The organism is Bacillus sp. FSL R12-0074 (assembly GCF_038005725.1).
Classification (GTDB): domain Bacteria; phylum Bacillota; class Bacilli; order Bacillales; family Bacillaceae_G; genus Bacillus_A; species Bacillus_A mycoides.
Genome location: NZ_JBBOTR010000001.1, coordinates 647,088 through 670,904 on the forward strand (window position 1 = coordinate 647,088; position 23,817 = coordinate 670,904).

The following is a 23,817-nucleotide window of genomic DNA, read 5'->3' on the forward strand; positions in this document are numbered from 1 at the left end:
GTTTCAATTTATTTTCGGCAAGAAAATAATAGAAAAAGGGGAATACGTAAACGTCGTTCATATTCTTCTTCATCTTGAAAACAGTTTCGATTTGGTGTAGCTTCTTTTAAGCTTGTAATCGTAAATCCGGCTTGTTGTAATAATGTAAAATATTCTTCCGTAGTCCGGTGATATTTAATAACTTCTTGATCAATCCATGGCTCAACTCGTTTTCCTGTTTCGAAATAATCATCGACGAGCCAACTAGTTCTTTTACCACTCGTTTGCAAGCTTTCAAATGAAGAGGTAATAATGGAATGTTGAACGCTAAAGGTGAAGGTTCCGTTTGTTTTTAAAGTTTGAAACACATTTTGAAAAATGATATCAAGGTGTTCAATATAATGTAGGGCGAGTCTAGATGTTACTAAATCAAAAGTAGAAGGAGGGTATGTGTAGTCTTTGAGGTTTAAAAAATGAACGGTGCCATTTTTATTTTCTAGTTGTTTTTTAGCTTTTTCATACATAAGCTCGGAGCCTTCAATACCAGTGTAAGAGTGGCATCCATGTTCTAATAATTCTTCGCCAAATTTAGCATCACCACAACCTAAATCGAGGATTTGTTTTCCTGTTACATTGCCAATGAGCTGAAATAATGCTGGTTTTTCAAGGGATTCGTTTGGACTATTTTCTCGATATCTTCGCTGCATATATTGCTCTAAAAACGATTCGTTATTATATACATCAGATTCAGTAAATACCATTTTAAAAGCCTCCTAAATATTTTTTTAATTCTATCAAATATGAAAAGTAAATGATAGATTTCTTGTAATGAATCATATATAATCTAAAAATGTAAGCGGTTTCTTTAAACTATTTTTCTATAATAAATTCTGAAAACGTGTTAAGCTAGTAGAGGGATTATTAGAACTATTAAGATAATAATCCGCTTACATGAACGATGGGAGGCTTCACGATGTCTAGTAAAACACTTGCAAACTTTTTAGAAGAAAATTTAGAGGATTTAAAATCAAAGGGGCTTTATAACGTAATTGATCCGCTTGAAAGTCCAAATGGACCGATTATTACAATTGGCGGAAAAGAATATATTAACTTATCTTCAAACAACTATCTTGGATTAGCGACTGATAATCGCTTACAAGAAGCAGCAATTGGTGCAATTCATAAGTACGGCGTTGGAGCAGGAGCTGTTCGTACAATTAACGGTACTTTAGATTTGCATATTAAATTAGAAGAAACAATTGCAAAGTTTAAACATACAGAAGCAGCAATTGCTTATCAATCAGGATTTAACTGTAATATGGCAGCGATTTCAGCTGTTATGGATAAAAATGATGCGATTCTTTCAGATGAATTAAACCATGCATCTATTATTGATGGTAGTCGTCTATCAAGAGCGAAAATCATCGTTTATAAGCATTCTGATATGGAAGATTTACGCAAAAAAGCAATCGAGGCAAAAGAATCAGGTCTTTATAATAAATTAATGGTTATTACAGACGGTGTTTTCTCAATGGATGGAGATATTGCAAAATTACCAGAGATTGTTGAAATTGCAGAAGAGCTGGATTTAATGACATATGTAGATGATGCACACGGTTCAGGTGTACTTGGCAAAGGTGCAGGTACTGTAAAACATTTCGGCCTTTCTGATAAAGTTGATTTCCAAATCGGTACATTATCAAAAGCAATTGGGGTAATTGGTGGATATGTAGCTGGGAAACAAAACTTAATCGATTGGTTAAAAGTGCGTTCACGTCCATTCTTATTCTCAACAGCTTTAACACCAGCTGATGCAGCTGCTTGTATGAGATCAATTGAAATTCTAATGGAAAGCACAGAGTTACACGATCGTTTATGGGAAAATGGTCGCTATTTAAAACAAGGGTTAAAAGAACTTGGCTTTAACATTGGAGAAAGTGAAACACCAATTACACCTTGTATTATTGGTGATGAAGTATTAACACAAGAATTTAGTAAACGTCTAAATGAAGAAGGCGTTTACGCAAAATCTATCGTATTCCCAACCGTAGCAAAAGGAATGGGACGCGTTCGTAATATGCCTACAGCAGCTCATACGAAAGAAATGCTAGATGAAGCAATTCGTAAGTATGAAAAAGTAGGGAAAGAAATGGGTATCATTTAAGTAACGACATCTTTTGAATAGCTTGCAAATGGGGAGTGGGAAAAATGAAAAAAATTCTAGTAACCGGTTCTTTAGGGCAAATTGGTTCTGAACTAGTAATGAAACTTCGTGATGTATACGGCGCATCAAATGTTATTGCAACAGATATTCGTGAAACAGACAGTGAAGTAGTAACGTCTGGTCCATTTGAAACGTTAGATGTAACGGATGGACAAAAATTACATGATATTGCAAAGCGTAATGAAGTAGATACAATTATTCATTTAGCGGCTTTACTTTCAGCAACTGCAGAAAAAAATCCGTTATTTGCTTGGAATTTAAATATGGGCGGACTTGTAAATGCATTAGAAGCAGCACGTGAATTAAACTGTAAGTTTTTCACGCCAAGTTCTATCGGTGCATTTGGTCCATCAACGCCAAAAGATAATACACCACAAGATACAATTCAGCGTCCTACTACGATGTATGGGGTAAACAAAGTAGCAGGAGAATTACTATGTGATTATTATCATCAAAAGTTTGGCGTTGATACGCGCGGTGTACGTTTCCCAGGCTTAATTTCTTACGTAGCTCCTCCAGGAGGCGGAACAACTGACTATGCAGTTGAAATTTATTATGAGGCGATTAAAAAAGGTACATACACCTCATACATTGCAGAAGGAACATACATGGACATGATGTATATGCCAGATGCTTTACAAGCAATCATCTCATTAATGGAAGCTGATCCAAATAAACTAGTTCATAGAAATGCGTTTAACATTACAGCAATGAGCTTTGAACCAGAGCAAATTGCAGCATCAATCCGTAAACACATTCCGAACTTTACAATGGATTACGCAGTAGATCCAGCTCGTCAAACAATCGCTGATAGCTGGCCGAACTCTATTGATGCAACAGCAGCAATGAAAGAGTGGGGCTTTAAAGCAGAATATGATTTAGACAGAATGACAACTGATATGCTGGCTAAGTTAAAAAAAAAGCTCGCATCTGAGTTAGTAATGAATTAATAAGAAGAGCCGATTCTTAGGAATTGGCTCTTAATTATTTTAGGAAGGGAGAAAAGCAACATGCAAAGAGTTGATGTTGTATATGCATTAATACACGATAGCGAAAAAGATAAAATATTAATGGTACATAATATAGAACAAAACGTTTGGTCATTGCCAGGCGGGGCTGTTGAAAAAGGTGAAATATTAGAGGAAGCACTAGTAAGAGAAGTGAAAGAAGAGACAGGTTTAACTGCCGCACTCAGTGGACTTGTCGCATTAAATGAGAAGTTTTTTGAAGAGAAAGGACATCATGCATTATTTTTTACATTCCGAGCAAATGTAGTAACAGGTGAACTTCGTGCAGAAGATGAAGGAGAAATTTCCGCAATCGAGTGGGTAGATAGAAAAATCGCGAATGAGCGATTCCCATACTACGATGGAGGGTTCGAATTATTATTAGAAGTTTCCATTCCATACAAGTTTCAACCAGAAACAAAGTAAGTTAACGAAGAAAAACAGGAGCCTCGTGGCTCCTGTTTTTCTATTCAATCGTCTTCAGTAATAGTTTCTTCAACAATGGTTTAATCTTCAGGCGTAAATCTTCAGCATGATTTGCAACTAAGAAGTGATGGTTATAAATGTTTTTCATTAGTTGATAAGTCGCTTCTTTCGCTTCGCCTTCTTCGATAAAGATGCCGATTACTTCCATACCACTTTTGCGAGCAAGTTTGACTGCTTCGTGCGTATCTAAAATTCCGTCTTGTTGATAGTCTAGTGCAGAAGGTTCACCGTCTGTAAAGACAAGTAAGAATTTATGTTTTTCTGGTCTTTTCGCAAGCTTTTCGGAAACGATACGAATAATATACCCGTCGCGGTTATCTTCTTCTTCGCGAAGTTGCATAATTTCTGGACCGACGTTTGGTAACGTTGAGTTTTTATACGTAACAACTTCATGGATAACGTTCGGTTTATCTTCAGGTTTAGCACTAGAAGCATCTTCCCAAAATCCACTAATAGCGTGCGGGATTTTTAAAGATTTTAAAGCTTCATGGAATAGGACCACACTCTTCTTCGTTTCTTCCATTTTGTTATACATAGAACCAGAGCAGTCCACTAATAGTTGGAATGCAACGTCGAGCTCTTGTGATTCTTGTCCTTTTTTATAAAACATACGCGGCTGCTTTTCAGTATAAATACGAAGGAATTTCTTACGAAGCCTTCCATAATATTTATCACTGTTTGCATTCGTTTTGTTTTCAATTGTTTTTTCGATAATTTTCTTTAATTCTTTTACATCTTTATTAACGACTGATTTGATAGCTTGGTAATCTTTTTTCTCATCAGGATTCGATTTGCGAGCTTCTTTAAATGTATGAGAAGCTCCCACATTATACTTGCCGTATGCACCGTCGTTTTGGCTAGAAGCATGAGACGCTCTTGCTTCCTCTGTATCAGCACCATCAAAGTTAGATTGTGTACTTTTTTGGGAAGTACCTTGTACAGAACCAAGTGCTTGGTCACCATCTTCTGATTCACGAGCAGTATCACCCATCATATTTGTTTTTGTTCCGCTTTCTAAATCAAAGCGTAAAAAGTTCTCGTTTTCATTGTTTTTATTTTCACGGTGCCATGTCGAGAAGCTTTCATCCATTTTGTTTTTGTTATCATCGTCATCTAGGAGCTGCGTATCATCATTTGCTAATTTTTCAGCGCGACTGTCTTTCTCATCTGCAATCACAGATAAATAAAGCGGTGCATGTCCGAAATAATTATTAAGCATATCACTTTCAAGAAGTCCTTCTAAACGATAGCGAATTTTCTCAACAATATACATAATATCTTCCGTATTACGAGCTTGGAATGTTTCATGCAAAATTGATTCAATTTGCTCGAAATATTCATTATTAAACATTTCATATTTATCACTCGTTAATGAAAGATAGCATAGACAAAATAGACGATCACCGTGATAGTTACGAACACGATTTATTTCATTTTGTGAGCCAAAGTAATTGCGATACATTTCTTTTCGGCGTTTAAAAATATGTTTTGTGCCAGGACGTAAATTTTTGACGATTTCCTCAACACGTAAATCTTCTAATAGAACAAATAATTGTGTTAAAAACTTTTTTAGAGGTGATTCTTGTAACTCAATCGCATAAGAACGAATTAAAGTCATGTCCGAGTAATGTTTATTACCAAGTGCCTTTAAGAACACTTCGCTTTTTAATCCGATTACTGTATCCTCTTCTTTTCGATCATCCCAAAAGTGACTAATGACAACCTTTTTTTCAATTTCGTCGTAGTATGCTTTATAGCCATACTCAAGATAGGCATCGTCTTCTTTTAGAAGAGCATACATTAAATTTTCCATTTGTAGAAACAGCGACGCATCAATTTTTTTGTCACTAAAAATTTGTCTCATGAATTATCCCTCAAAGAAATAACTTTCTGCTAATTCACGGACAGTCATTTGTTCTGTTTCATCGTTTAATTTTGCGATAATACTACGTTCAATTGCACGCATAACAGGAATATATACACCTAAATCACATGCATCGATAATGCCACGAATACTAGCTGCTTCTTCACTTACGCGCCCATCACGAGCTAAAGGCATAAGATCGCTTGCGAATGCAACGAACTTTTCAATTGTTGCAACATCATTTAATTTTGATTCAGATAGTAATAGTTCTTTTAATGTATCACCTTGAATGTAAGGAACTTCAATAATAACGAAACGGTTTTTTAACGCTTCGTTTAGTTCACTTGTCCCAACATAACCTTCGTTAATCGCAGCAATTACGCGATATTCGTCATCACCGTATACAACTTCTTGTGTAAATGGGTTTGTAATCATTTTACGGTAATCTAACGCACCATGAAGAAGTGGTAACGTTTCAGGTTTTGCCATATTGATTTCATCAATATAAAGGAAATGACCGTTTTTCATTGCCTTCATAAGAGGACCGTTAACGAACGTAACTTCAGATGCGCCGTCCTTTGTTTGTAATGTGTTGTACCCTAAAATACCTTCTACATCTAAGTCGACAGAACAGTTAATGCTATGCATTGGTTTTTGGAATAAAGAAGAAAGAGTTTCCGCTAGTACTGTTTTACCACTACCAGTTGGTCCTTTTAATAGAATGTTTTTACCAAGTAAAAGTGCTGTAATGGCATCTTCAATAATGCTATTATCAGATGCTTTATATATTTTCTTGCCAATTAAATGTGCATTTTCACCAGCTTCTTGTTTATTCTTTTCATGAATTGTAGAAAGCTGCTGTTTTAAATCAGAATGTATATGAAATTGTTCTAACATGTATTTCCCACCTAACATTATTTTCATAAAGTAATACATCTTATGATAACTTGTTTTAATATGGTATGCAAAGAAAAGGAGAAGGGGGAAATATAAAAGAAAAAGCAATCAATATCACATTGATTGCTTATAGTAAAGGAGAAATGAGTCGCATAAAGGACTCTAATATTCTTTTTTTGATACTTCTTTTTTGGAACGAGTTCCATTTAATTTCAGTGGAGTGTTTAAAGTCTTCTTCAAAATCGCGTTTAATATCATGAACGGTTTCTGATTCATATAGTACGCTAATAATTTCATAATTCAATTCAAAACTACGTACATCCATATTTGCTGTTCCGATTGTTGCAATTTTATCGTCAACGAGTACAATCTTTGCGTGCATAAATCCATCTTTATAACTGTAAATAGAAGCACCAGCTTTTAAAAGTGGAGTGAAATAGGATTGAGATGCTTGATCGCTAATAATACTATCACTCTTACCAGGATATAAAATGCGTACATCTATGCCAGATATTGCACTTAAGCGTAATAATGTTAAAGTTTCTTGATCCGGAATAAAGTATGGTGTAGCGATCCAAATAGATTTTTTGGCTGAGCCCATAACAGCTAGTAATGTATTCCGAATACTTTTATCATCTGAGCTTGGTCCACTTGCTACAATTTGCACCGCACCTTCTGCATCCGGAATTTCTTTTCCTGGGAAGTAGTGTCTATTCATAAATTGATCCCAAGAATAAGTATTCAATCCACTAGACGCATAAAGCCAATCTTCTAGAAAGATGGCTTGTAATTTATACAATGCTTTTCCTTCTATTTTTAAATGACTATCACGCCAAACCGGGAATTTTTTTGAGCGACCAAGATATTCATCACCGACGTTGAGCCCTCCGGTAAAACCAATTTCTCCATCTACAATGACGATTTTACGGTGATTACGATAATTAACTGTCTCGAGTAACCAAGCTGAAAAAATAGGGTCAAATTCGACAATTTCAATTCCAGCTTTTTTCATAGGTTGTAAAAATCGTCGTCTTAACGTATTACTTCCGAGTCCATCATAAAGGAAGCGTACAATAACACCATCTTTTGCTTTTTGTATTAAAGCATCTCGTACTTTTGTACCAATCTCATCAGATTTATAAATATAGTATTGAATATGTATGTGATGTTTTGCATTCTCGATTGCGTTCAAAATTTCTGAGAATGTTTGATCTCCGTTTGTTAAAAGTTTTGTTGTCGTTCTATCTGCGGCAGGCCCGCCTCCGAATTTTTGTACGACTTCTGTTAAATGTATAGAACGTTCATGTAATGGGACTGTGAGTGATAATTCTAGTCGTCTTCCTTCTAATATTTCGCGGAATAACTTTCTTTGTTCTTCTGAACGGTGAAGATGTTTTTTTCTTCTCCAACGGCTACGCCCGAAAATAGAGTATAAAAGTACACCTACAACAGGAAGAAGTGCTAATACTAAAAACCACGCTAAGGTGCTTTGGGGTGATCTATTTTCGATAAAAATAACGAATGAAATTCCTACGATTGTGATGGACCATAGAGCACCAACAAACGTATATAACGAAATAACCGATGTATTTAATAGGAAAAGAACGATAGATACGATTGTAAATATTAATAATAATTGAACGATAGGTTTCTTCATTTCTATATAATTCCTCTAATCTTTCTTAAATATAGACTTCTTAAATAGAAGATATAATCTGACATCCTTATTATAAAGTGTTTTGTTTTTTTTACAAAATATAGACATTTGTCCTATACTTTCCGCATTTGTCCTACATACAGTATATTGTTACGTTGTTATCCCGCTATTTGCTGGTTAATGATCAGTGTAGGAGGGACAAAAACCTTGCCTCTTATATAGGAAAGGGAATGAGGCTTCTTTCCTGGATTTGTAGCAGGTGCATTATGAAGCCCAGGATATGGTTATCCATATTACGCGAATTCTTCTTATTAAGGTGAAGAAATGGAAAGGAAAGGAAAATAATGAATTATATAGAAAATAACGGATTGTATTATCGTCATAATCATGGAGGGCACCATCATAATGGCGGACATAATCACCATGGTGGGCACAATCATTATGATCATCATCATCATCATCATCACAGTGGTGGATGGGGCTGGGGTGGCGGCTCGTGGGGCGGAGGATTTTTCCCAGGAAGTTTTGCTGGAGGCATGTTAGGTGGGCTTACAGCTGGCGCATTAACGGGTGCAGCAGGTGGAGGCTACTATCCAGCGCCGTACCCAGTAACATATCCAGCACCATATCCAATGCCATACCCGGGTTATCAGCAAATACCATATCAGTATTAAACTAAAAAAGAGGATATCCTCTTTTTTAGTTTAATAATTTATTTATAAAATATTTCCAAAAACAAGGTGAAAATATGTTAATATTTTGTTATTATAATTCAATATGTTAAATGAAAATTTTGGCTTTATCCCGCTATTTGTGGGCAGTAAAACCCCCATTGATTAAAGTATCACTTTATATTATTATTCGTGAATCGTTGCATTTTGTATATTAATCTCTATTTCATTATGTATCGGCAGTTAGATTTATATCTTAACATTTAATGAAATAAAAGAGGTTAGGTGTGAGGTCGTATTAGTAGGGAGCAGAGGCTAATAGTGATGAAATTGTCACTTTACAAATTCAAAGAATGTAAGAGAATACTGTATAATAAGCTTAGATAAGTAGAGAGATGAGAAGCTTCTACTATAATTAAAACAGCACCATATTGCTTTTTTTTATAAATAATATTATGTTATTTTAATCGGCCTATTTAGAAAAAAATTGTGATTTATCCCGCATTAACGGGTAGTAAGACTCCCACCTCAAAATTCGGTGAATGTGAGGAAGTTAGGTGGGAGATAAAAGCCCGATTGGTGAAGGCTAATGATCAGTGGGGAATGGACAACCCCCCCCCACTGATTAAAGTTTCATTTTATGTAAAGGCGTATTGTTAGAACATGAAATATCTCTATTTCTATGAAGAGAAACGAGTTGTGTTTTAGTCAGATAGGAAGCAAGGAGAGGTGCGCATGCTAGAACAAAGAGGTCATGCATTATATGACTCTTCATTGCAAGATTTAAAATTAGCATTAGATGAGTCTTCAATTGTTGCTATTACAGACCGAAATGGTCTTATTACATATGTGAATGATAAATTTTGTAAAATCTCAAAATATAAAAGAGAAGAGTTAATAGGAAAAGATCACCGTATTTTAAATTCCGGATATCATCCGAAAGCATTTTTTCAAATCCTATGGAAGCGTATTTTGAGTGGAAAAGTCTGGACAGGGGAAATTCGAAATCAAGCAAAAGATGGTACGTATTATTGGGTTAAAACAACAATTGTTCCATTTTTAAATGAAAAGGGAGAACCTTATCAATTTATTGCAATTCGAAATGATATAAGTAGTAGGAAAGAAGCAGAACAAAGATTACGATTAAGCGAAAGTCGTTATAGGGAACTTGCTTATCATGATGCGTTAACAAGTTTACCGAACCGTTTACAGTTAATTACGACTGTAAATAAGATGATTGCAGAGAAAATAGAGTTTGGCATGATTTACTTTGATTTAGATCGTTTTAAATTAGTGAATGATACGTTAGGTCATATGATAGGAGATTTACTTTTAAGCGAAGTTGCTTCACGGTTGCATTATGTGCTAGGAGAGAAAGATGTTCTGGCTAGGCTTGGTGGCGACGAATTTGTGCTGTTAACAAAAACTCATACACATGATGAGATGAGGTAGTTAGCGACATCCGTGTTATCATGCTTTCAAGCGCCATTTATGCTTGAAGGTCATGAAGTATATATTTCAGCTAGTCTAGGACTTTGTTCCTATCCGCAAGATGGAAAAGACGTTGAAACGTTATTAAAAAATTCGGATTTAGCCATGTATAGTGCGAAAGAGCAAGGAAGAAATGCGGCGTGCTTCTTTACAGATGAATTACGTGCGAAAATAAACCGTAGAATGAAAATAGAATTTGCTTTGCAAAAAGCGATTCGTGACGAAGAATTAAAAGTGGCATTACAACCCATTATTGATTTGAAAACAAAGAAATGTACTGGTATTGAGGCTTTAGTACGCTGTAAGACAGAAGAAGGTCCTATTTCACCAAGTGAATTTATCCCTGTAGCTGAAGAGTGTGGACTTATTATAAAACTAGGAGACTGGGTACTAGAAAAGTCATGTCGACTGTTTAAAACTTTACCAGATTATCAAGAGGGACTGAAGTTATCTGTTAATTTATCAATACAACAATTGATGCAAAAGCGATTTATTTTATCTGTTCGTAGTATATTGAAGCGAACAGGGTTTCCGCCAAATCGTTTAATATTAGAAATAACAGAAAGTATAGCTGTACGTCATTTTGATTATATTATTGCTACATTACAAGAATTAAGAAGTATGGGAATTTTAATCGCTTTAGACGATTTCGGAACAGGGTATTCCTCATTATATTATTTAAAACAACTACCACTTGATATTGTGAAAATTGATCGTAATTTTATTCGTGAGTTTCATTATGATCATGCACAACCAGAGCGAACGATTGTAAAATCGGTTATTGAAATCGCCCATAGTTTAAATTTATTAGTGGTTGCTGAAGGGGTAGAAACGGTAGAACAAGAAAGTTTATTAAAATCAATGAGTTGCGACTTTGTACAAGGTTTTTATTATGCGAAACCGTTAGATATAGGGGAACTAAAAGAAAAGTTATTAACTGATTTTTAATAAAAAAAGAGAAGCAAAAAGCTTCTCTTTTTTTATTGTTTTTTTTGTGAATCTTTCATTAAAATTGGATAAAGAATAAGGCCTAATACAAACAACCCAATTCCTAAGAAGAACGTTTTTAAATCAGCAGTTCCTGTTTTAATAACCCAAATGGAATATAAAAATGCTAGTGCAGTAATGATTCCATCTTTTATTCGAGATCCCGGCATTATATCATACGTTTCCCCCGTAATAACTAATTTTAACTGATACAAGGTAGAAACAAGGTACGGGATTAAATATGCTAATGTCGCTACAACAATAGCGAAATTATATGCTTCTGAAACAGTACCAGAAATCGTTGAGAATAAGAAAATTTGCGTCATCACATTTGTAATAAATAATGATTTTGAAGGACTACCTTTTTTATTTGTTTTACTGAAAAACTTAGGGAAAAGTCCATTTTTAGCAGCCTGGTAAGGTACTTCTGAGCTAACAACGATCCATCCTACAGTAGAGCCGAATAAAGATACGAGTGCAAGTAAGGCCATTATATAAGCACCTTTAGTACCAATTGCTAAATTTAATGCATCTACTAATGGTTTTTGAGACTCTTTTAAAGCGTCTTGTGGAAGAGCGCCCATTGTTAGTAGAGTAATTGCCATGTAAATAAGAAGAGCGATGATTAATCCGAAAATCGTAGCTTTCTTAACATCGTGCTGAGATTTTGCACGGTTAGAGAGCATAACTGCTGACTCAATACCGATAAACGCCCAAAGTGTTGCAATAGCAGCGGAATTTATTTGTCCACCCAACGAAATAGGTTGTCCAGCTTCATTCATAAATGTTTGACCGTCCCCGAAATTAGAGGCATTGAAAATGAATAATGTGATTACAATAAACATTGTAAATCCGATGATTTTTGCGATTGTTGCAAGAAGGTTCATATTTCCGGCTCTATCAATATTTTGAGAAAGAATATATTGAATTCCCCATAGCATCATACTACATACTATGAAGGTTAAAGCTTTTCCAAGTTCTAATGAAAATCCGTTTGTTGAAAAGAGAATTTGCTTACTTTGTAAAACTGGGAAGAATGTTGATAAATATCCTGCAAAGGAAATAATTACAGATGCTGTAGCAGCCCAGTTAGCAGCCCAGTATCCCCAAGCCATACTATATCCTGCAACTTTACCTGTCTTTTGAGAAGTAAACATTGCTTGGGCGTAACTTTGTGGTCCTGCTTTTAATTCTGGTTTACGAATTGCTAAATTTCCAAATACGAGTGCAATCATAAATACACCAAGTCCTGTAATACTCCATGCCAGTGTAGATCCCATTGGACCTGATACGTGTGCTAAATTTGCTGGGAGCATAAATACGCCACCGCCAACCATATTCCCGATAACAAAAGCTGTTAAAATCCATAATCCCCATTTTTTCGTTTCCATTTTTGTTAACTCCTTTGTAGTAAGTTTTGCTTAAACATCATTTTTTACTAGCATTTTTGGCAATAAAAAAAGAGCCATGTAGATAAAAAATACCTACATGGCTCTTTGCCAAAGCGTAGGTACAATGGGAATAACCCTTGTACCTACGCGTAATTTTTCCGCTAGGTTTCAAGGGTTAAGTATGATGATGATGTTTTTGTGCAAATGTAACTACAGTTGTATAAGTAAGCATAGTTCTTTGCTCCCTTTCTCCTCTGATTTTGAAGTTAGTATACTACATGTTTTTTTGAATGAAAAGAAAAATTTATAAAAATACGTTTTAGAGACTAAATATTTACCTATAGTTTTCTTGTACTGGAAAATAAGTGAGAGATTGGCAGAAGAGTATAGCGTGGTATAATATATATAGAACTAGAAGGTGACAAGGGGCTATTGTAGATGATGAGTAAGTATGAACAAATTTATACAGAAATCAGCAAGTCTATTGATAATAAACAATTAAAAGAAGGATGTAAAATCCCATCAGAAACGGAATTAATGAAGCAGTATGAGGCAAGTAGGGGTACTGTAAGAAAAGCTGTAGATTTATTGCAAGAGCGTGGATATGTTCAAAAAATACACGGAAAAGGTGTTTTTGTATTAAAGCGCAAAAACATTGAATTTAACTTTGGTGGTATTGTAAGTTTTCAAGAAGAAAATGAACGTTTAGGACGTCATTGTATTACAGAAGTCGTGGAAATAGAGAAAATGAAAGCGACACAAGATGTAGCAAAGTTATTAAACGTGAAAGAAAAAACGGAAATAAATCATATTAAACGTGTACGAAATATTGATGGAGAAAAAGTAATTTTAGATATAAACCATTTTGTATCGGAATATATTCCAGGATTAACGAGAGAAATTGCAACTGCATCGATTTATAAATACATTGAGAAAGAATTAGGGCTACATATTAGCTATTCACAGCGGGTAATTGAAGTACAACCATGTACAGAGGATGACCGAAAGTATTTGGATTTAAATGGAACAGACTATGTTGTCGTTGTAAAAAACTTTACTCATTTATACGATGGGAGTCAGTTCGAATATACGGAATCACGTCACCGTTTAGATATTTTTCACTTTTCGGATGTGGCGCGAAGAAAATAAAGAGATGGAGCGAAATAATCGTTCCATCTCTTTATTTATAAAAAATCACCAACTTATATATATGAGTGTTGACTAACTTATATATACGAGTTAATATGTAAGTGTAAACGGTATCAAAAAAAGAAAAGAGGGACGGGAATATGGGGAAAGACTATCGTAAAACAGCAAAAGAAGTGTTGCAGTATATTGGTGGGAAAGACAATATTGAACAAGCTGCGCACTGTGTAACGAGGCTACGTATCGCTTTAAAAGATGAAAATAAAATAGATAATGATAAATTACAGTCTGTTTCATTAGTAAAGGGAGCGTTTCATAACGCTGGGGTATTTCAAATTGTAATTGGTCCAGGTGATGTCGATCGAGTATACGCTGAATTGATAACGCTTGCAGGTATGGAAGAATCGACAGTAGCTGACGTAAAAGGTTCAGGGGATAAAAAATTAAATCCAGTTCAAAAGTTTGTAAAAGTATTTTCAGATGTATTTATGCCGATTTTGCCAGCAATTATTACGGCAGGTTTACTAATGGGGATTAATAACCTGTTAGGGGCAAAGGACTTATTTTTTGATGGGAAAAATTTATTAGAAGTATATCCGAACTTAGGTGGGCTTTGGGATTTAATTAATATGATGGCCAATACAGCATTCGTATTCTTACCGGCACTTGTTGGTTGGTCAGCAACGAAGCGCTTTGGTGGTAGTCCAATACTAGGGATTGTTATGGGATTAATGCTTGTGCATCCGGCCTTATTAAACGCGTGGGATTATGGAAAAGCAGCGACTGGTTTAGAGGGACAAAAGATTGAGTACTTTGATATTTTAGGGCTATTCCAAATTGAAAAGGTAGGGTATCAAGGCCAAATTTTACCCATTTTAGTAGCAGCATTCGTATTAAGTAAAGTTGAAATCTTCTTAAAGAAACATGTGCCAAACGCAATTCAATTATTAGTTGTACCAATTACAACAATCGTTGTAACGGGTGTGTTAGCGTTAGGAATTATCGGTCCAGTTACACGTCATATTGGCGATTTATTAACGGCTGGATTAGTTGGCGTATATGAAACGGTACCAGTAGTTGGAGCAGTATTATTTGGAGCATTATATGCACCGCTCGTAATTACAGGAATGCATCATATGTTTATTGCAATTGATTTACAGCTAATTGCACAGCACGGCGGTACATTTATTTGGCCGATGATTGCTCTTTCTAACATTGCACAAGGTAGTGCGGCACTAGCGATGTTCTGGATTTCTAAAAATCAAAATGATAAAAGTATGGCATCAACATCAGCAATCTCAGCGTACTTCGGTATTACAGAGCCAGCGATGTTCGGTGTGAATTTAAGAAATAAATTCCCGTTCTATGCAGCGATTATTGGGTCTGCTATAGCGGCGATATTTATTACATTAAATGGTGTATTAGCACCAGCAATCGGAATTGGCGGATTGCCAGCATTTATTTCTATCATTCCGAAATCGATTCCAATGTTTATTGTAGGGATGATAATCGCAGTAGTAATTCCATTTACATTAACATGGTTATTTGCGAAACGAGTAAAACAGAAGTAGGAGGAAATTAAGCATGAAAGATTGGCATAAAAGTGTAGTCTATCAAATTTATCCGAAGAGCTTTAATAGTTACTATAATAAAGAAACCGGTGATATAAAGGGAGTTACAGAGAAATTAGATTATTTAAAGGAACTTGGAGTGGATTATATTTGGTTAACACCGATATACCGATCACCACAAAATGACAATGGATACGATGTAAGTGATTATTACAGCATTGATCCATCTTACGGGACGATGGAAGAGTTTGAAGAGCTTTTAAAAGAAGCGAAAGTACGTGACATTGAAATCATGCTTGATATCGTTGTAAATCATAGTTCAACGGAGCATAAGTGGTTTAAAGAATCAAAAGAAGATAAGAATAGTCCGTATCGAAATTATTATATTTGGCGTGATGAAAAGAATAATTGGCAGTCTAAATTTGGAGGATCTGCTTGGAAATATGATGAGAAAACAGGGCAATATTTTTTACATCTATTTGATGAGACGCAAGCTGATTTAAACTGGGAAAATGAAAAGCTTCGTGAAGAAGTGTACGATATGATGCGCTTTTGGTTGGAGAAAGGTGTAAAAGGATTCCGCCTTGATGTTATTAACTTAATTTCAAAAGATCAAAGATTTTTAAGTGATGAAGGCACCACGGCTACAAGTGATGGGCGTAAATATTACACAGATGGTCCACGCGTCCATGAATATTTACAAGAGATGAGCCAAAATGTTTTTGAAGGGAAAGATGTAATTACAGTTGGAGAAATGTCATCTACGACAATTGATAATTGTATTAAATATTCGAATCCTGAGCGCAATGAACTAAGCATGACGTTTAGTTTCCATCATTTAAAAGTAGATTATCCGAATGGTGATAAGTGGACGCAAGCTGATTTTGATTTCATTAAATTAAAAGAAATTATGTCTAATTGGCAAATTGAAATGCAAAAGGGCGGAGGATGGAATGCGTTATTCTGGTGTAATCATGACCAGCCTCGTATCGTTTCACGGTTTGGTGATGATGAGAAGTACCGGAATGAATCTGCGAAAATGTTAGCGACAGCTATGCATATGTTGCAAGGAACGCCTTACATTTACCAAGGTGAAGAAATCGGTATGACGAATCCTAAATTCGAGTCCATCGAGCAATATCGTGATGTAGAATCGTTAAATATATATGATATAAAGCTAGAAGAAGGATTATCAAAAAAAGAGATTATCGGGATTTTAAAACAAAAATCTCGTGACAATTCCCGTACTCCGATGCAGTGGAATGAAGAGGTGAATAGTGGTTTTACAACAAGTACACCTTGGATTTCTGTGGCTGAAAACTTTAAAGAAATAAACGTAGAGAAGGCATTAGAAGATAGAGAATCTGTATTTTATCATTATAAAAAGCTAATTGAACTTAGAAAAAAATACGATGTCCTTACAGAAGGGAAATATGCTATTTTAGATGGAAATCATCCTAGCATTTGGGCGTATACACGTACTGTAAATAATGAAGTATTACTTGTTATCAATAACTTCTACGGAGAAGAAATAACGTATTCTGTACCAGTTCATGTTCAATTGGATGGTATGAAACAAGAAGTAGTAGTATCAAATTATAAAGATCCAAGCAGAGATATTACAAATCTTAACTTAAGACCTTATGAATCAATTGTATATCTATATACAACCTTTTATTTTAAGACACCGCTATATAAAATATTTACTTCTAGTTCTGGTTTGAACTTCACTTTTGCATAATCTTTATTCCAATTTTTTTTCTTCCATAAATCAGGATGATAAGCGATAAGATGTCTGCCAATCCCTAAAGCATCACAATTTGCTTTTTGTAACTTTTTCGTTATCTTTTGAGCTTCTTTCGTAAGCTGTTTAGACAGTTCTTTATTTAGTTTTTTTCTTTCATCCATCTTGTAAAGATTATCTCTTGGAGCTTCAAGGGCGATTACTTGCAGTTTCAGTTTTAGATGGGCGTAAACATTTCCTTTTTTGTCAGTTGTTATTTTTAAGTCTCGTTTTAACTTTCGATTGCTGATTTCCATTGTTAAATAATCAGATGTCTTCTCAGACTCATCACTAGTAAGTTTTTGGGTTATACGGGCACTTGTTCCCATTTTTCCGGTTAATAACACGAATAGAACAGATTGTTTCAAAGGTAAATGCCCAGTTAATTTATCGTTGTTAAATAAAGCTAACCCGTTTGTAATTACTTCTTTTCCTTTTATTTTTATAGAAGGGAGGGTAAAGTCTTTACCGGGATCTAACATTTTTGTAGCGGCTGTTTCTAAAGTTTCTTTTGGAAATACACTCATATCTTCTAAGCTTTTCACTTTTTTCTTTAGAAAATCTCCAATTAGTAAATTTCCTACTTTCTTTTTTTCGAGTATCTCGGATGTTTCACCATCTACTGCAATAAGTTTTACTAAAGCAGTTGGGTTTGTTGGATCCCGAAAGCTAACATCTAAATAGGATAGTATACCTTTTTTTAGAATTTTGGTTCCTAGTAATTGAACACCATATTTGAAATAGCGAATATTACCGGTCACATTTTTTTTTAGGGCATCGCTTGTATCCCTTATGTTATGCCCGGTTGCTGAATGTATTTCATTCTCGAATGAAGATTGCTCTCCGCTTGAACTTTTTACGAGCTCGACTGTTTGCTGGAGTTTATTCTCTTCCGTAATATCAGATCCAATGCTATAAGCTAATCTGGCTTCTCTTAATGGTTCTTGATCCCAACAGCCAGAAAGGAATGAACTAGCACATAATATACAAAGTAGTTTAACTCTTTTTTTGAACATACTGTTCTCCTTTCTTATTTCTTATTACTGAATAAAGTAGAAATAAAAGAGGGAGAACAACTATGAAAATATAGGTGAACTTATCAGTGAAAGTTGAAATTACTTTTAATTCTTCAGGTGTATCTATAAATAAGGCTACACTAAAAGCAATAATACCAACGATTGGAACGGCCTTTTTATGATTAGCAAGGTTGAATATATGTCCAATTCCTATTGAGGCAGCACAGTAATAACTAGCAATAGAAGCGACAACTGTTATCATCCATATTGGTATGAATAGTAAATCAGTTCGGTCTATAATCCCGATATGCAAGGAGCGTAATAAGTAAGCAACTGGCTCTGGAATAAGTTCAACTTGTTTTGGACTAAATACGATAAAGCAAATCCAAACAGTAAAAGTATAAAAAAGCGTTACAAATCCATTAGCGATAGAAATGGCCTTCAGTTTTGCCACAGAACTGCCATTTACTTTTGGAAAAGCGATAAGAATAATTTCAAAACCATACATGGCTGTAATTGTTTCCTTGGATGCTTGAATTATATTCCACCATCCGGCTTCTGTAATGGGGAAAATATAAGAAAAATCAGCTCGGGAAAGCCCTAGGGCAATTAAAAGCGCCATAGGTAAAATGAGAATAGAGGCCATGACATAAAATCGTACAATCACTTTAAATGTATTATAGGCTACGTAGCAACAAGCTATTGTAAATAGTATGAGAATTGCAGACCAAGGGGTGGCTTGTAAGACCCATACTTTAATGACATTACAAGCATTTAACATAACCGTCATACCGATAAGGGTAAAATAAAAAACATAAGCAAAACCTAGTAGTTTTCCAAACTTATTACCAAATAGCATACAAACACTTTCATACATATCAGCATCAGGAAATCGTTTTAAGAAAAGCCAAATAAGTAAAATAATAAGTTGAATCGCAAGCCCAGCGATGAGAGCAGAAATCCACCCACCACCTTTCGCTATTGGGTGAAGACGGTTTGGTAGAGAAAGTATACCAACCCCGATTTGGCATTGAATAACGAAAAAGGTAAATTGAACAAGTGAAATTTTACTTTGCGTGTTTGTCACCGTTCTCATCCTCTCTCGTTACATGTTGTCGTTGCATTTTTTTCGGCTTTGGATCATGAGGTCGTTCCCAAAACGACCAAATTGGAAGTCTTACAAAAGAATCTTTCATATCTTTTATTCGCATCGGTGCAATAGGAGAAAGATATGGTGTATGAAATGAATGTAGCTGGCATAAATGAACGAAAGTTATAATTAGACCAAATGATATTCCTACGTACCCGAATATAGCAGCAAGAATCATTAATGGAAAACGAAGAATTCGAACTGCTGAACTCATATCGTTTGATGGAACGAGAAAAGATGAGATTGCAGTTAAAGCTACAACGATAATCATTGTGTAAGAAACGAGTCCGGCTTTTACAATTGCATCACCAATTACTAAACCACCTACAATACCGATTGTTTGTCCAACGCGGCTCGGCAGACGAATACCAGCTTCCCGTAATAATTCGAAAATTAACTCCATTAAGAGAGCTTCAAAAATAGGAGGAAGTGGCACTTTCTCTAATGAAGCTTTAATTGTATACACAAGTTCGAGCGGCAGCACATCAGGATGAAAAGCGACAGTTGCAATATATAAAGCTGGTAAGAGAAAGGCAATTAAAAAACTTACTAAACGAATCATTCGGACGAAAGAACCGACAATCCAGCGGTTATTATAATCATCTGGTGATTGATAGAAAGCGAATAACGTAACAGGTACGATGAGCGCTGTTGGATCTCCGTCAGATAAAATAGCAACTCGTCCTTCCATTAAATTTGCTGCGACTCTATCTGGACGCTCTGTATTTAATTGCTGCGGAAATGGTGAGAAAGATGTATCTTCTATAAATTCTTGTATATATCCTGGAGGCATAAGTGCATCTGTCTTAATCATTTCTAACCTTCTTTTTACTTCTACAACTAAATCGTCATTCGCTATGTTTTGCATATAAGCAATTGCCACTTTCGTGTGCATTTCTTCACCAAGTGTGAAATATTTAACGACGACATTTGGACTTTTTATGAGTTTACGAATAGAAGCTAAATTGGGTGCTAAATCTTCTACGAAACCAGTATGCGGCCCACGTACAATCCCTTCATTATCAGGTTCTGTTATATCTCTCTTTAAAGATAGAGCTGTTTCGAAAATACAAAAACTGTCGACTTGTTCATGAAAATATAATGATTTTCCTTGTAATAAAAGTTGCACACCATAATTTAAATTCGTTTCTTTTTTCATATTCAAAGTAGAAAAAGCTTTATCTAAAGACAACTCTGATCGAGTTAATAGAGGCTCAAGAGCTAATTGATGAATTAAATTTGGGTCTGCTAAAGATTCGATATATAAGATTGTTCCTTTTCCATTTTGGAAAGGGACATCTAATTTTTTTATATCATCTGAATGACAGAGCTTATTTTCAATGTAATTAATATTTTCCGGAAGTGATGGAAACATATGCTTTTGGTTCTTGCTTTCTTGCTGTTCTTCGTGTTGTGTCATAAATTCCACCTCTTTTAGAATAAAATTCCTTCTGTTAATTTTTGTTTTTTATAAGGAATTTATGCTTGGATTATTTGAAAAAGTAGCTTGAAAGTTCTGTTACGTTATCTTCTATACTTAAAGAAAATGAAAATTAGGGGAATCGAAAGAAAGCGTATAGTTAGATTGGCGATATTAATATATATCTTTTGTACTATAGGAGGGTAAGCCTAGCTGTATGCATAATTACATCATTCGATGAATAGGAAATTTAAGAAAAGCGATTTATACTACAAGTATTGTGTCTTGCCTTTTTAGGTGTAGTACACAGCCGGTGATTGGCTAGTGGAGGTTCTTCCATTTTGCCAGTGCCGGTTTTTTATTGGATAATAGAGAAAATGAAGTTTAATAAAGAAAGAAGGGGTTGTTTTGAAAGAAGTAAATTCTATCTTTATGAGAGAAAAGATTGCTAGTTTTTATCTTTATTTTATTTCTTTTCTTGGTTTGATTACTATAACTATATCTTTACTTGAAATTAAAATCCCTTCTCATCCAACAATACTAATATTGTTATTAATATTTATGGGGATTGCAGAGTATTTTCCTGTACGATTTTGGAGAGGAACTAGCTCGCTTACCTTTCCGATAATTTACGCTATGAGTTGGCAGTTTGGAATCCATATAACTATTATTGCTATTGTACTCGTAACGCTAATTATTCACCTGCATCGTCGTTCACCGATACAAAGAATGTTATTTAATAGTACTCAGCATGCGCTTAGTTTGATCTTGGCCGAATGGTTTTCAAATAAATGTATGTCTTTATTAATTAACAAGATAGATATGTCAGTTCTATATGAAAATTTAATATCTTTGTTGTTATTTTGCGTGTTTTTTGGTTTCTTCAACAACCGCTTTTACGATTTGTTAATGATAATTCTTCCGCAGCCATATTCAATCTATCAGTGGTATAAAAAAACTGTAACGGTATTTCTTTGCGAAACTTTTGGTTTCTCTTATGCGGCCCTGATGCATGTATTAATTAGTACATATAGTGTGGAAATAAACGAGATTACAGTACTGTTTTTCTTTTTTCCACTTGTAGCAATTTCAGTTATTAGTTCTTTTTCTGTACGGATAAGGATGGAGAAGGAACGATTATATGAGCTGTTTCTTATTACGACAGAAATTAGTCGTGGACTAACCGGAGGAAACTTGAAACATATTAAACAAGCACTTAAAGGCTTTTTTGGCATACAAGCATATGTAATATGGACAAAAGATGATGGGAACTGGAATCTTCTATTAAAAGATGGGAAAGTTCGTCTTGATATTTCTGATCATTCAGAAATATCAGAGGCGTTTGAGGGAATCTCTAAAAATCTTGTGTTTAATGATTGGAAAAATGGTACGGCTCCTGGAGATGAAATATTTGATAGCATCATACGCTCGCTTGTATATTTTCCTCTTATTGTAAATGATGAACTAGTCGGAATGTTTGTTGCAGGAAAAAGTAGAACTGCGGGTTTTTTTCCGGAAGATGTACAGTCGTTAGCTACGTTTTCAAACCAATTAGCTAACGTAGTTAAAACAAGGATATTGATTTCTGAACAGGAAAAAAGAATGATTTTAGAAGAAAGAAATAGAATCGCACGCGAAATTCACGATGGTATTGCACAAACATTGGCCGGGGTGATATACCAACTAGAATCCGCGCAAAAAAAATACCGTGATAAACCAATAGATATGCAGCAAATAGTAGAGAAAAGTATAAAAGATTTAAGAGGAAGCCTAGGAGAAGTTCGTTATTCTATTTATGCTTTAAAACCATATCCGACACAACAATTAGGGCTTAAGCAGGCGATAGCAAGTAAAATAAAATCTTTAAAACAAGAATATGAACTAGATATTACATATCATGAAAGAGGTCATGCACGTGCGCTTAGCTTTTCAAAAGAAAGAGTTATTTTTGATACATTACAAGAGAGTTTGCAAAACATTGTAAAACATGCACAAGCAGAAAAGACTGATGTTTTACTTAGCTATCAAAGTGAGCACGTGCTTTTAAGGGTTAAGGATAATGGAGTTGGCTTTTCACTATTTGAGTCTATGGTTAAAACGAAGAATGAGCCACATTATGGTATATTACATATGAATGAACAAGCTGAACAATTAGGGGCTACTTTACAGATTGATAGTTCTGTAGGGAAAGGGACAGAAATTACACTATTAATTCCAGATTCACAAACAAGGGGTGCGTAAAATGATTAAAATATTAGTAGTGGATGATCATGCTTTTTTACGAGACGCAATTCGGAACATACTAGAGGATGAATCTGATATGAAAGTGGTTGGAGAAGCTAGCTCTGGGGACGGAGTATTGGGAAAAGTAGAAGAATGCAGACCAGATTGTATTTTGATGGATATTAATCTTCCAGGGAAAAATGGGATTGAAGCCACAGAGTTAGTAAAAAAAAATTATCCAAATTGCCGAGTACTTGTGTTTACAATGTATGAGCATGATGAGTACTTAATGGATGCACTCCAAGCTGGTGCTGATGGTTATTTATTGAAGGATTCATCATCGGAGCAGGTAGTGGCAGCAATTCGAATGTTATATCAAGGCGATTCAGTTATTCATCCGCGTATGACTAAAAAATTAATTACATATCATCAGCAAAAAATGAAATTAGAATCAAATGAAAATGAACTGACGGAACGTGAAAAGGAAATTCTCTTTGAATTAGTAAAAGGACTTAGTAATAAAGAAATTGCTGAAGCTCTATATATTAGTGATAAAACAGTTAAAATTCACATCAATAAAATTTTTAAAAAACTAAATGTAAAAAGTCGATCGCAAGCGGTGATTTATGCTGTTCGAAATCAATTGGTTCCGTTGGATTAAATAAGAGATGTTTAAAAGAACTATCGTGTTTCTTTATTCTATATTACAAAGAATAAAGGGCAAGGTAGTTCTTTTGTACTATTTGGGCATAGAATCATTAGAAAAAAGATACTCCTTTTGATTAATTTTCAGAAAAATCAGAACGTGAAATAATAAATATGGAATTAGATTTTAATCCTATTAATAATTCATT

At 34.8% G+C, this 23,817-nt stretch carries 16 protein-coding genes and 2 pseudogenes; 10 read left to right on the plus strand and 8 right to left on the minus strand.

The window, feature by feature from the left end; all coding sequences use genetic code 11:
* Nucleotides 1-8: 8 nt before the first annotated feature.
* Complete coding sequence (locus NSS97_RS03295; RefSeq protein WP_107887596.1) at nucleotides 9-740, minus strand: methyltransferase domain-containing protein; 732 nt, start codon at nucleotides 738-740, stop codon at nucleotides 9-11.
* Between the two features lie 212 nt (nucleotides 741-952).
* Here NSS97_RS03295 and NSS97_RS03300 point away from each other — a divergent pair, with 212 nt between their 5' ends.
* Genes NSS97_RS03300 through NSS97_RS03310 form a run of 3 tightly spaced genes read left to right on the plus strand, consistent with a single transcriptional unit; the run spans nucleotide 953 to nucleotide 3,636 of the window.
* Nucleotides 953-2,143, plus strand: coding sequence for a glycine C-acetyltransferase (locus NSS97_RS03300; RefSeq protein ID WP_000095918.1), 1,191 nt, complete (start codon nucleotides 953-955; stop codon nucleotides 2,141-2,143).
* Nucleotides 2,144-2,187: 44 nt separating this feature from the next.
* Nucleotides 2,188-3,153 (plus strand): L-threonine 3-dehydrogenase, encoded by a 966-nt coding sequence (locus tag NSS97_RS03305; RefSeq protein WP_002125175.1) that lies wholly within the window; start codon nucleotides 2,188-2,190, stop codon nucleotides 3,151-3,153.
* Between the two features lie 60 nt (nucleotides 3,154-3,213).
* Nucleotides 3,214-3,636: an NUDIX hydrolase gene (locus NSS97_RS03310; protein ID WP_002090992.1), complete on the plus strand. Its 423-nt coding sequence runs from the start codon at nucleotides 3,214-3,216 to the stop codon at nucleotides 3,634-3,636.
* 40 nt (nucleotides 3,637-3,676) lie between these two features.
* Here NSS97_RS03310 and NSS97_RS03315 read toward each other — a convergent pair whose 3' ends face one another.
* The 3 genes from NSS97_RS03315 to NSS97_RS03325 form a co-directional block, all read right to left on the minus strand.
* Nucleotides 3,677-5,560: a vWA domain-containing protein gene (locus NSS97_RS03315; protein WP_002029726.1), complete on the minus strand. Its 1,884-nt coding sequence runs from the start codon at nucleotides 5,558-5,560 to the stop codon at nucleotides 3,677-3,679.
* A gap of 3 nt (nucleotides 5,561-5,563) precedes the next feature.
* Complete coding sequence (locus NSS97_RS03320) at nucleotides 5,564-6,457, minus strand: ATP-binding protein (protein WP_000892986.1); 894 nt, start codon at nucleotides 6,455-6,457, stop codon at nucleotides 5,564-5,566.
* A 127-nt stretch (nucleotides 6,458-6,584) separates the two neighbouring features.
* The gene (locus NSS97_RS03325) at nucleotides 6,585-8,114 is read right to left on the minus strand and encodes a cardiolipin synthase (RefSeq protein ID WP_002010479.1); all 1,530 of its coding nucleotides are present in this window, start codon (nucleotides 8,112-8,114) and stop codon (nucleotides 6,585-6,587) included.
* A gap of 344 nt (nucleotides 8,115-8,458) precedes the next feature.
* Between NSS97_RS03325 and NSS97_RS03330 the strand changes: the two genes are divergently transcribed.
* Entirely contained in the window at nucleotides 8,459-8,788 is a 330-nt protein-coding gene (locus NSS97_RS03330; RefSeq protein ID WP_341111564.1) for a cobalt transporter, read from the plus strand.
* Between the two features lie 732 nt (nucleotides 8,789-9,520).
* Nucleotides 9,521-11,224: pseudogene (locus NSS97_RS03335) on the plus strand (putative bifunctional diguanylate cyclase/phosphodiesterase).
* Nucleotides 11,225-11,256: 32 nt separating this feature from the next.
* Here NSS97_RS03335 and NSS97_RS03340 read toward each other — a convergent pair.
* Nucleotides 11,257-12,654, minus strand: a complete 1,398-nt coding sequence (locus NSS97_RS03340) for an amino acid permease (RefSeq protein ID WP_044444474.1) — start codon at nucleotides 12,652-12,654, stop codon at nucleotides 11,257-11,259.
* A 438-nt stretch (nucleotides 12,655-13,092) separates the two neighbouring features.
* Between NSS97_RS03340 and treR the strand changes: the two genes are divergently transcribed.
* The 3 genes and pseudogenes from treR to treC all read left to right on the plus strand — a co-directional run.
* Complete coding sequence (gene treR / locus NSS97_RS03345) at nucleotides 13,093-13,803, plus strand: trehalose operon repressor (protein WP_002010502.1); 711 nt, start codon at nucleotides 13,093-13,095, stop codon at nucleotides 13,801-13,803.
* Between the two features lie 140 nt (nucleotides 13,804-13,943).
* A complete protein-coding gene (gene treP, locus NSS97_RS03350) occupies nucleotides 13,944-15,371 on the plus strand; it encodes a PTS system trehalose-specific EIIBC component (protein ID WP_088294037.1) in 1,428 nt (475 codons plus the stop codon).
* 13 nt (nucleotides 15,372-15,384) lie between these two features.
* Nucleotides 15,385-17,040: pseudogene (gene treC, locus NSS97_RS03355) on the plus strand (alpha,alpha-phosphotrehalase); the annotation flags it as partial.
* A gap of 5 nt (nucleotides 17,041-17,045) precedes the next feature.
* Here treC and gerKC read toward each other — a convergent pair.
* From gerKC to gerKA, 3 genes are read right to left on the minus strand one after another with little or no spacing between them, the layout of a single operon-like run.
* The gene (gerKC, locus tag NSS97_RS03360) at nucleotides 17,046-18,170 is read right to left on the minus strand and encodes a spore germination protein GerKC (RefSeq protein WP_107887594.1); all 1,125 of its coding nucleotides are present in this window, start codon (nucleotides 18,168-18,170) and stop codon (nucleotides 17,046-17,048) included.
* Nucleotides 18,151-19,257: a GerAB/ArcD/ProY family transporter gene (locus tag NSS97_RS03365; protein WP_107887593.1), complete on the minus strand. Its 1,107-nt coding sequence runs from the start codon at nucleotides 19,255-19,257 to the stop codon at nucleotides 18,151-18,153. The genes gerKC and NSS97_RS03365 overlap by 20 nt, the downstream gene beginning before the upstream one ends.
* Complete coding sequence (gene gerKA, locus NSS97_RS03370; protein WP_107887592.1) at nucleotides 19,238-20,740, minus strand: spore germination protein GerKA; 1,503 nt, start codon at nucleotides 20,738-20,740, stop codon at nucleotides 19,238-19,240. Before gerKA ends, NSS97_RS03365 begins: the two co-directional genes overlap by 20 nt.
* A gap of 408 nt (nucleotides 20,741-21,148) precedes the next feature.
* Between gerKA and NSS97_RS03375 the strand changes: the two genes are divergently transcribed.
* On the plus strand, nucleotides 21,149-22,981 hold the full coding sequence (locus NSS97_RS03375; protein WP_107887591.1) for a GAF domain-containing sensor histidine kinase: 1,833 nt from the start codon (nucleotides 21,149-21,151) through the stop codon (nucleotides 22,979-22,981).
* A 1-nt stretch (nucleotide 22,982) separates the two neighbouring features.
* Nucleotides 22,983-23,624 (plus strand): response regulator, encoded by a 642-nt coding sequence (locus NSS97_RS03380; RefSeq protein WP_044444480.1) that lies wholly within the window; start codon nucleotides 22,983-22,985, stop codon nucleotides 23,622-23,624.
* The last annotated feature ends 193 nt before the right edge of the window (nucleotides 23,625-23,817 follow it).

Coding starts and splice junctions, on each gene's coding strand:
- treR (WP_002010502.1), top strand. CDS start 13,093: ATGATGAGTAAGTATGAACAAATTTATACAGAAATCAGCAAGTCTATT.
- gerKA (WP_107887592.1), bottom strand. CDS start 20,740: ATGACACAACACGAAGAACAGCAAGAAAGCAAGAACCAAAAGCATATG.
- gerKC (WP_107887594.1), bottom strand. CDS start 18,170: ATGTTCAAAAAAAGAGTTAAACTACTTTGTATATTATGTGCTAGTTCA.
- NSS97_RS03340 (WP_044444474.1), bottom strand. CDS start 12,654: ATGGAAACGAAAAAATGGGGATTATGGATTTTAACAGCTTTTGTTATC.
- NSS97_RS03330 (WP_341111564.1), top strand. CDS start 8,459: ATGAATTATATAGAAAATAACGGATTGTATTATCGTCATAATCATGGA.
- NSS97_RS03380 (WP_044444480.1), top strand. CDS start 22,983: ATGATTAAAATATTAGTAGTGGATGATCATGCTTTTTTACGAGACGCA.
- NSS97_RS03320 (WP_000892986.1), bottom strand. CDS start 6,457: ATGTTAGAACAATTTCATATACATTCTGATTTAAAACAGCAGCTTTCT.
- NSS97_RS03310 (WP_002090992.1), top strand. CDS start 3,214: ATGCAAAGAGTTGATGTTGTATATGCATTAATACACGATAGCGAAAAA.
- NSS97_RS03325 (WP_002010479.1), bottom strand. CDS start 8,114: ATGAAGAAACCTATCGTTCAATTATTATTAATATTTACAATCGTATCT.
- NSS97_RS03295 (WP_107887596.1), bottom strand. CDS start 740: ATGGTATTTACTGAATCTGATGTATATAATAACGAATCGTTTTTAGAG.
- treP (WP_088294037.1), top strand. CDS start 13,944: ATGGGGAAAGACTATCGTAAAACAGCAAAAGAAGTGTTGCAGTATATT.
- NSS97_RS03315 (WP_002029726.1), bottom strand. CDS start 5,560: ATGAGACAAATTTTTAGTGACAAAAAAATTGATGCGTCGCTGTTTCTA.
- NSS97_RS03305 (WP_002125175.1), top strand. CDS start 2,188: ATGAAAAAAATTCTAGTAACCGGTTCTTTAGGGCAAATTGGTTCTGAA.
- NSS97_RS03300 (WP_000095918.1), top strand. CDS start 953: ATGTCTAGTAAAACACTTGCAAACTTTTTAGAAGAAAATTTAGAGGAT.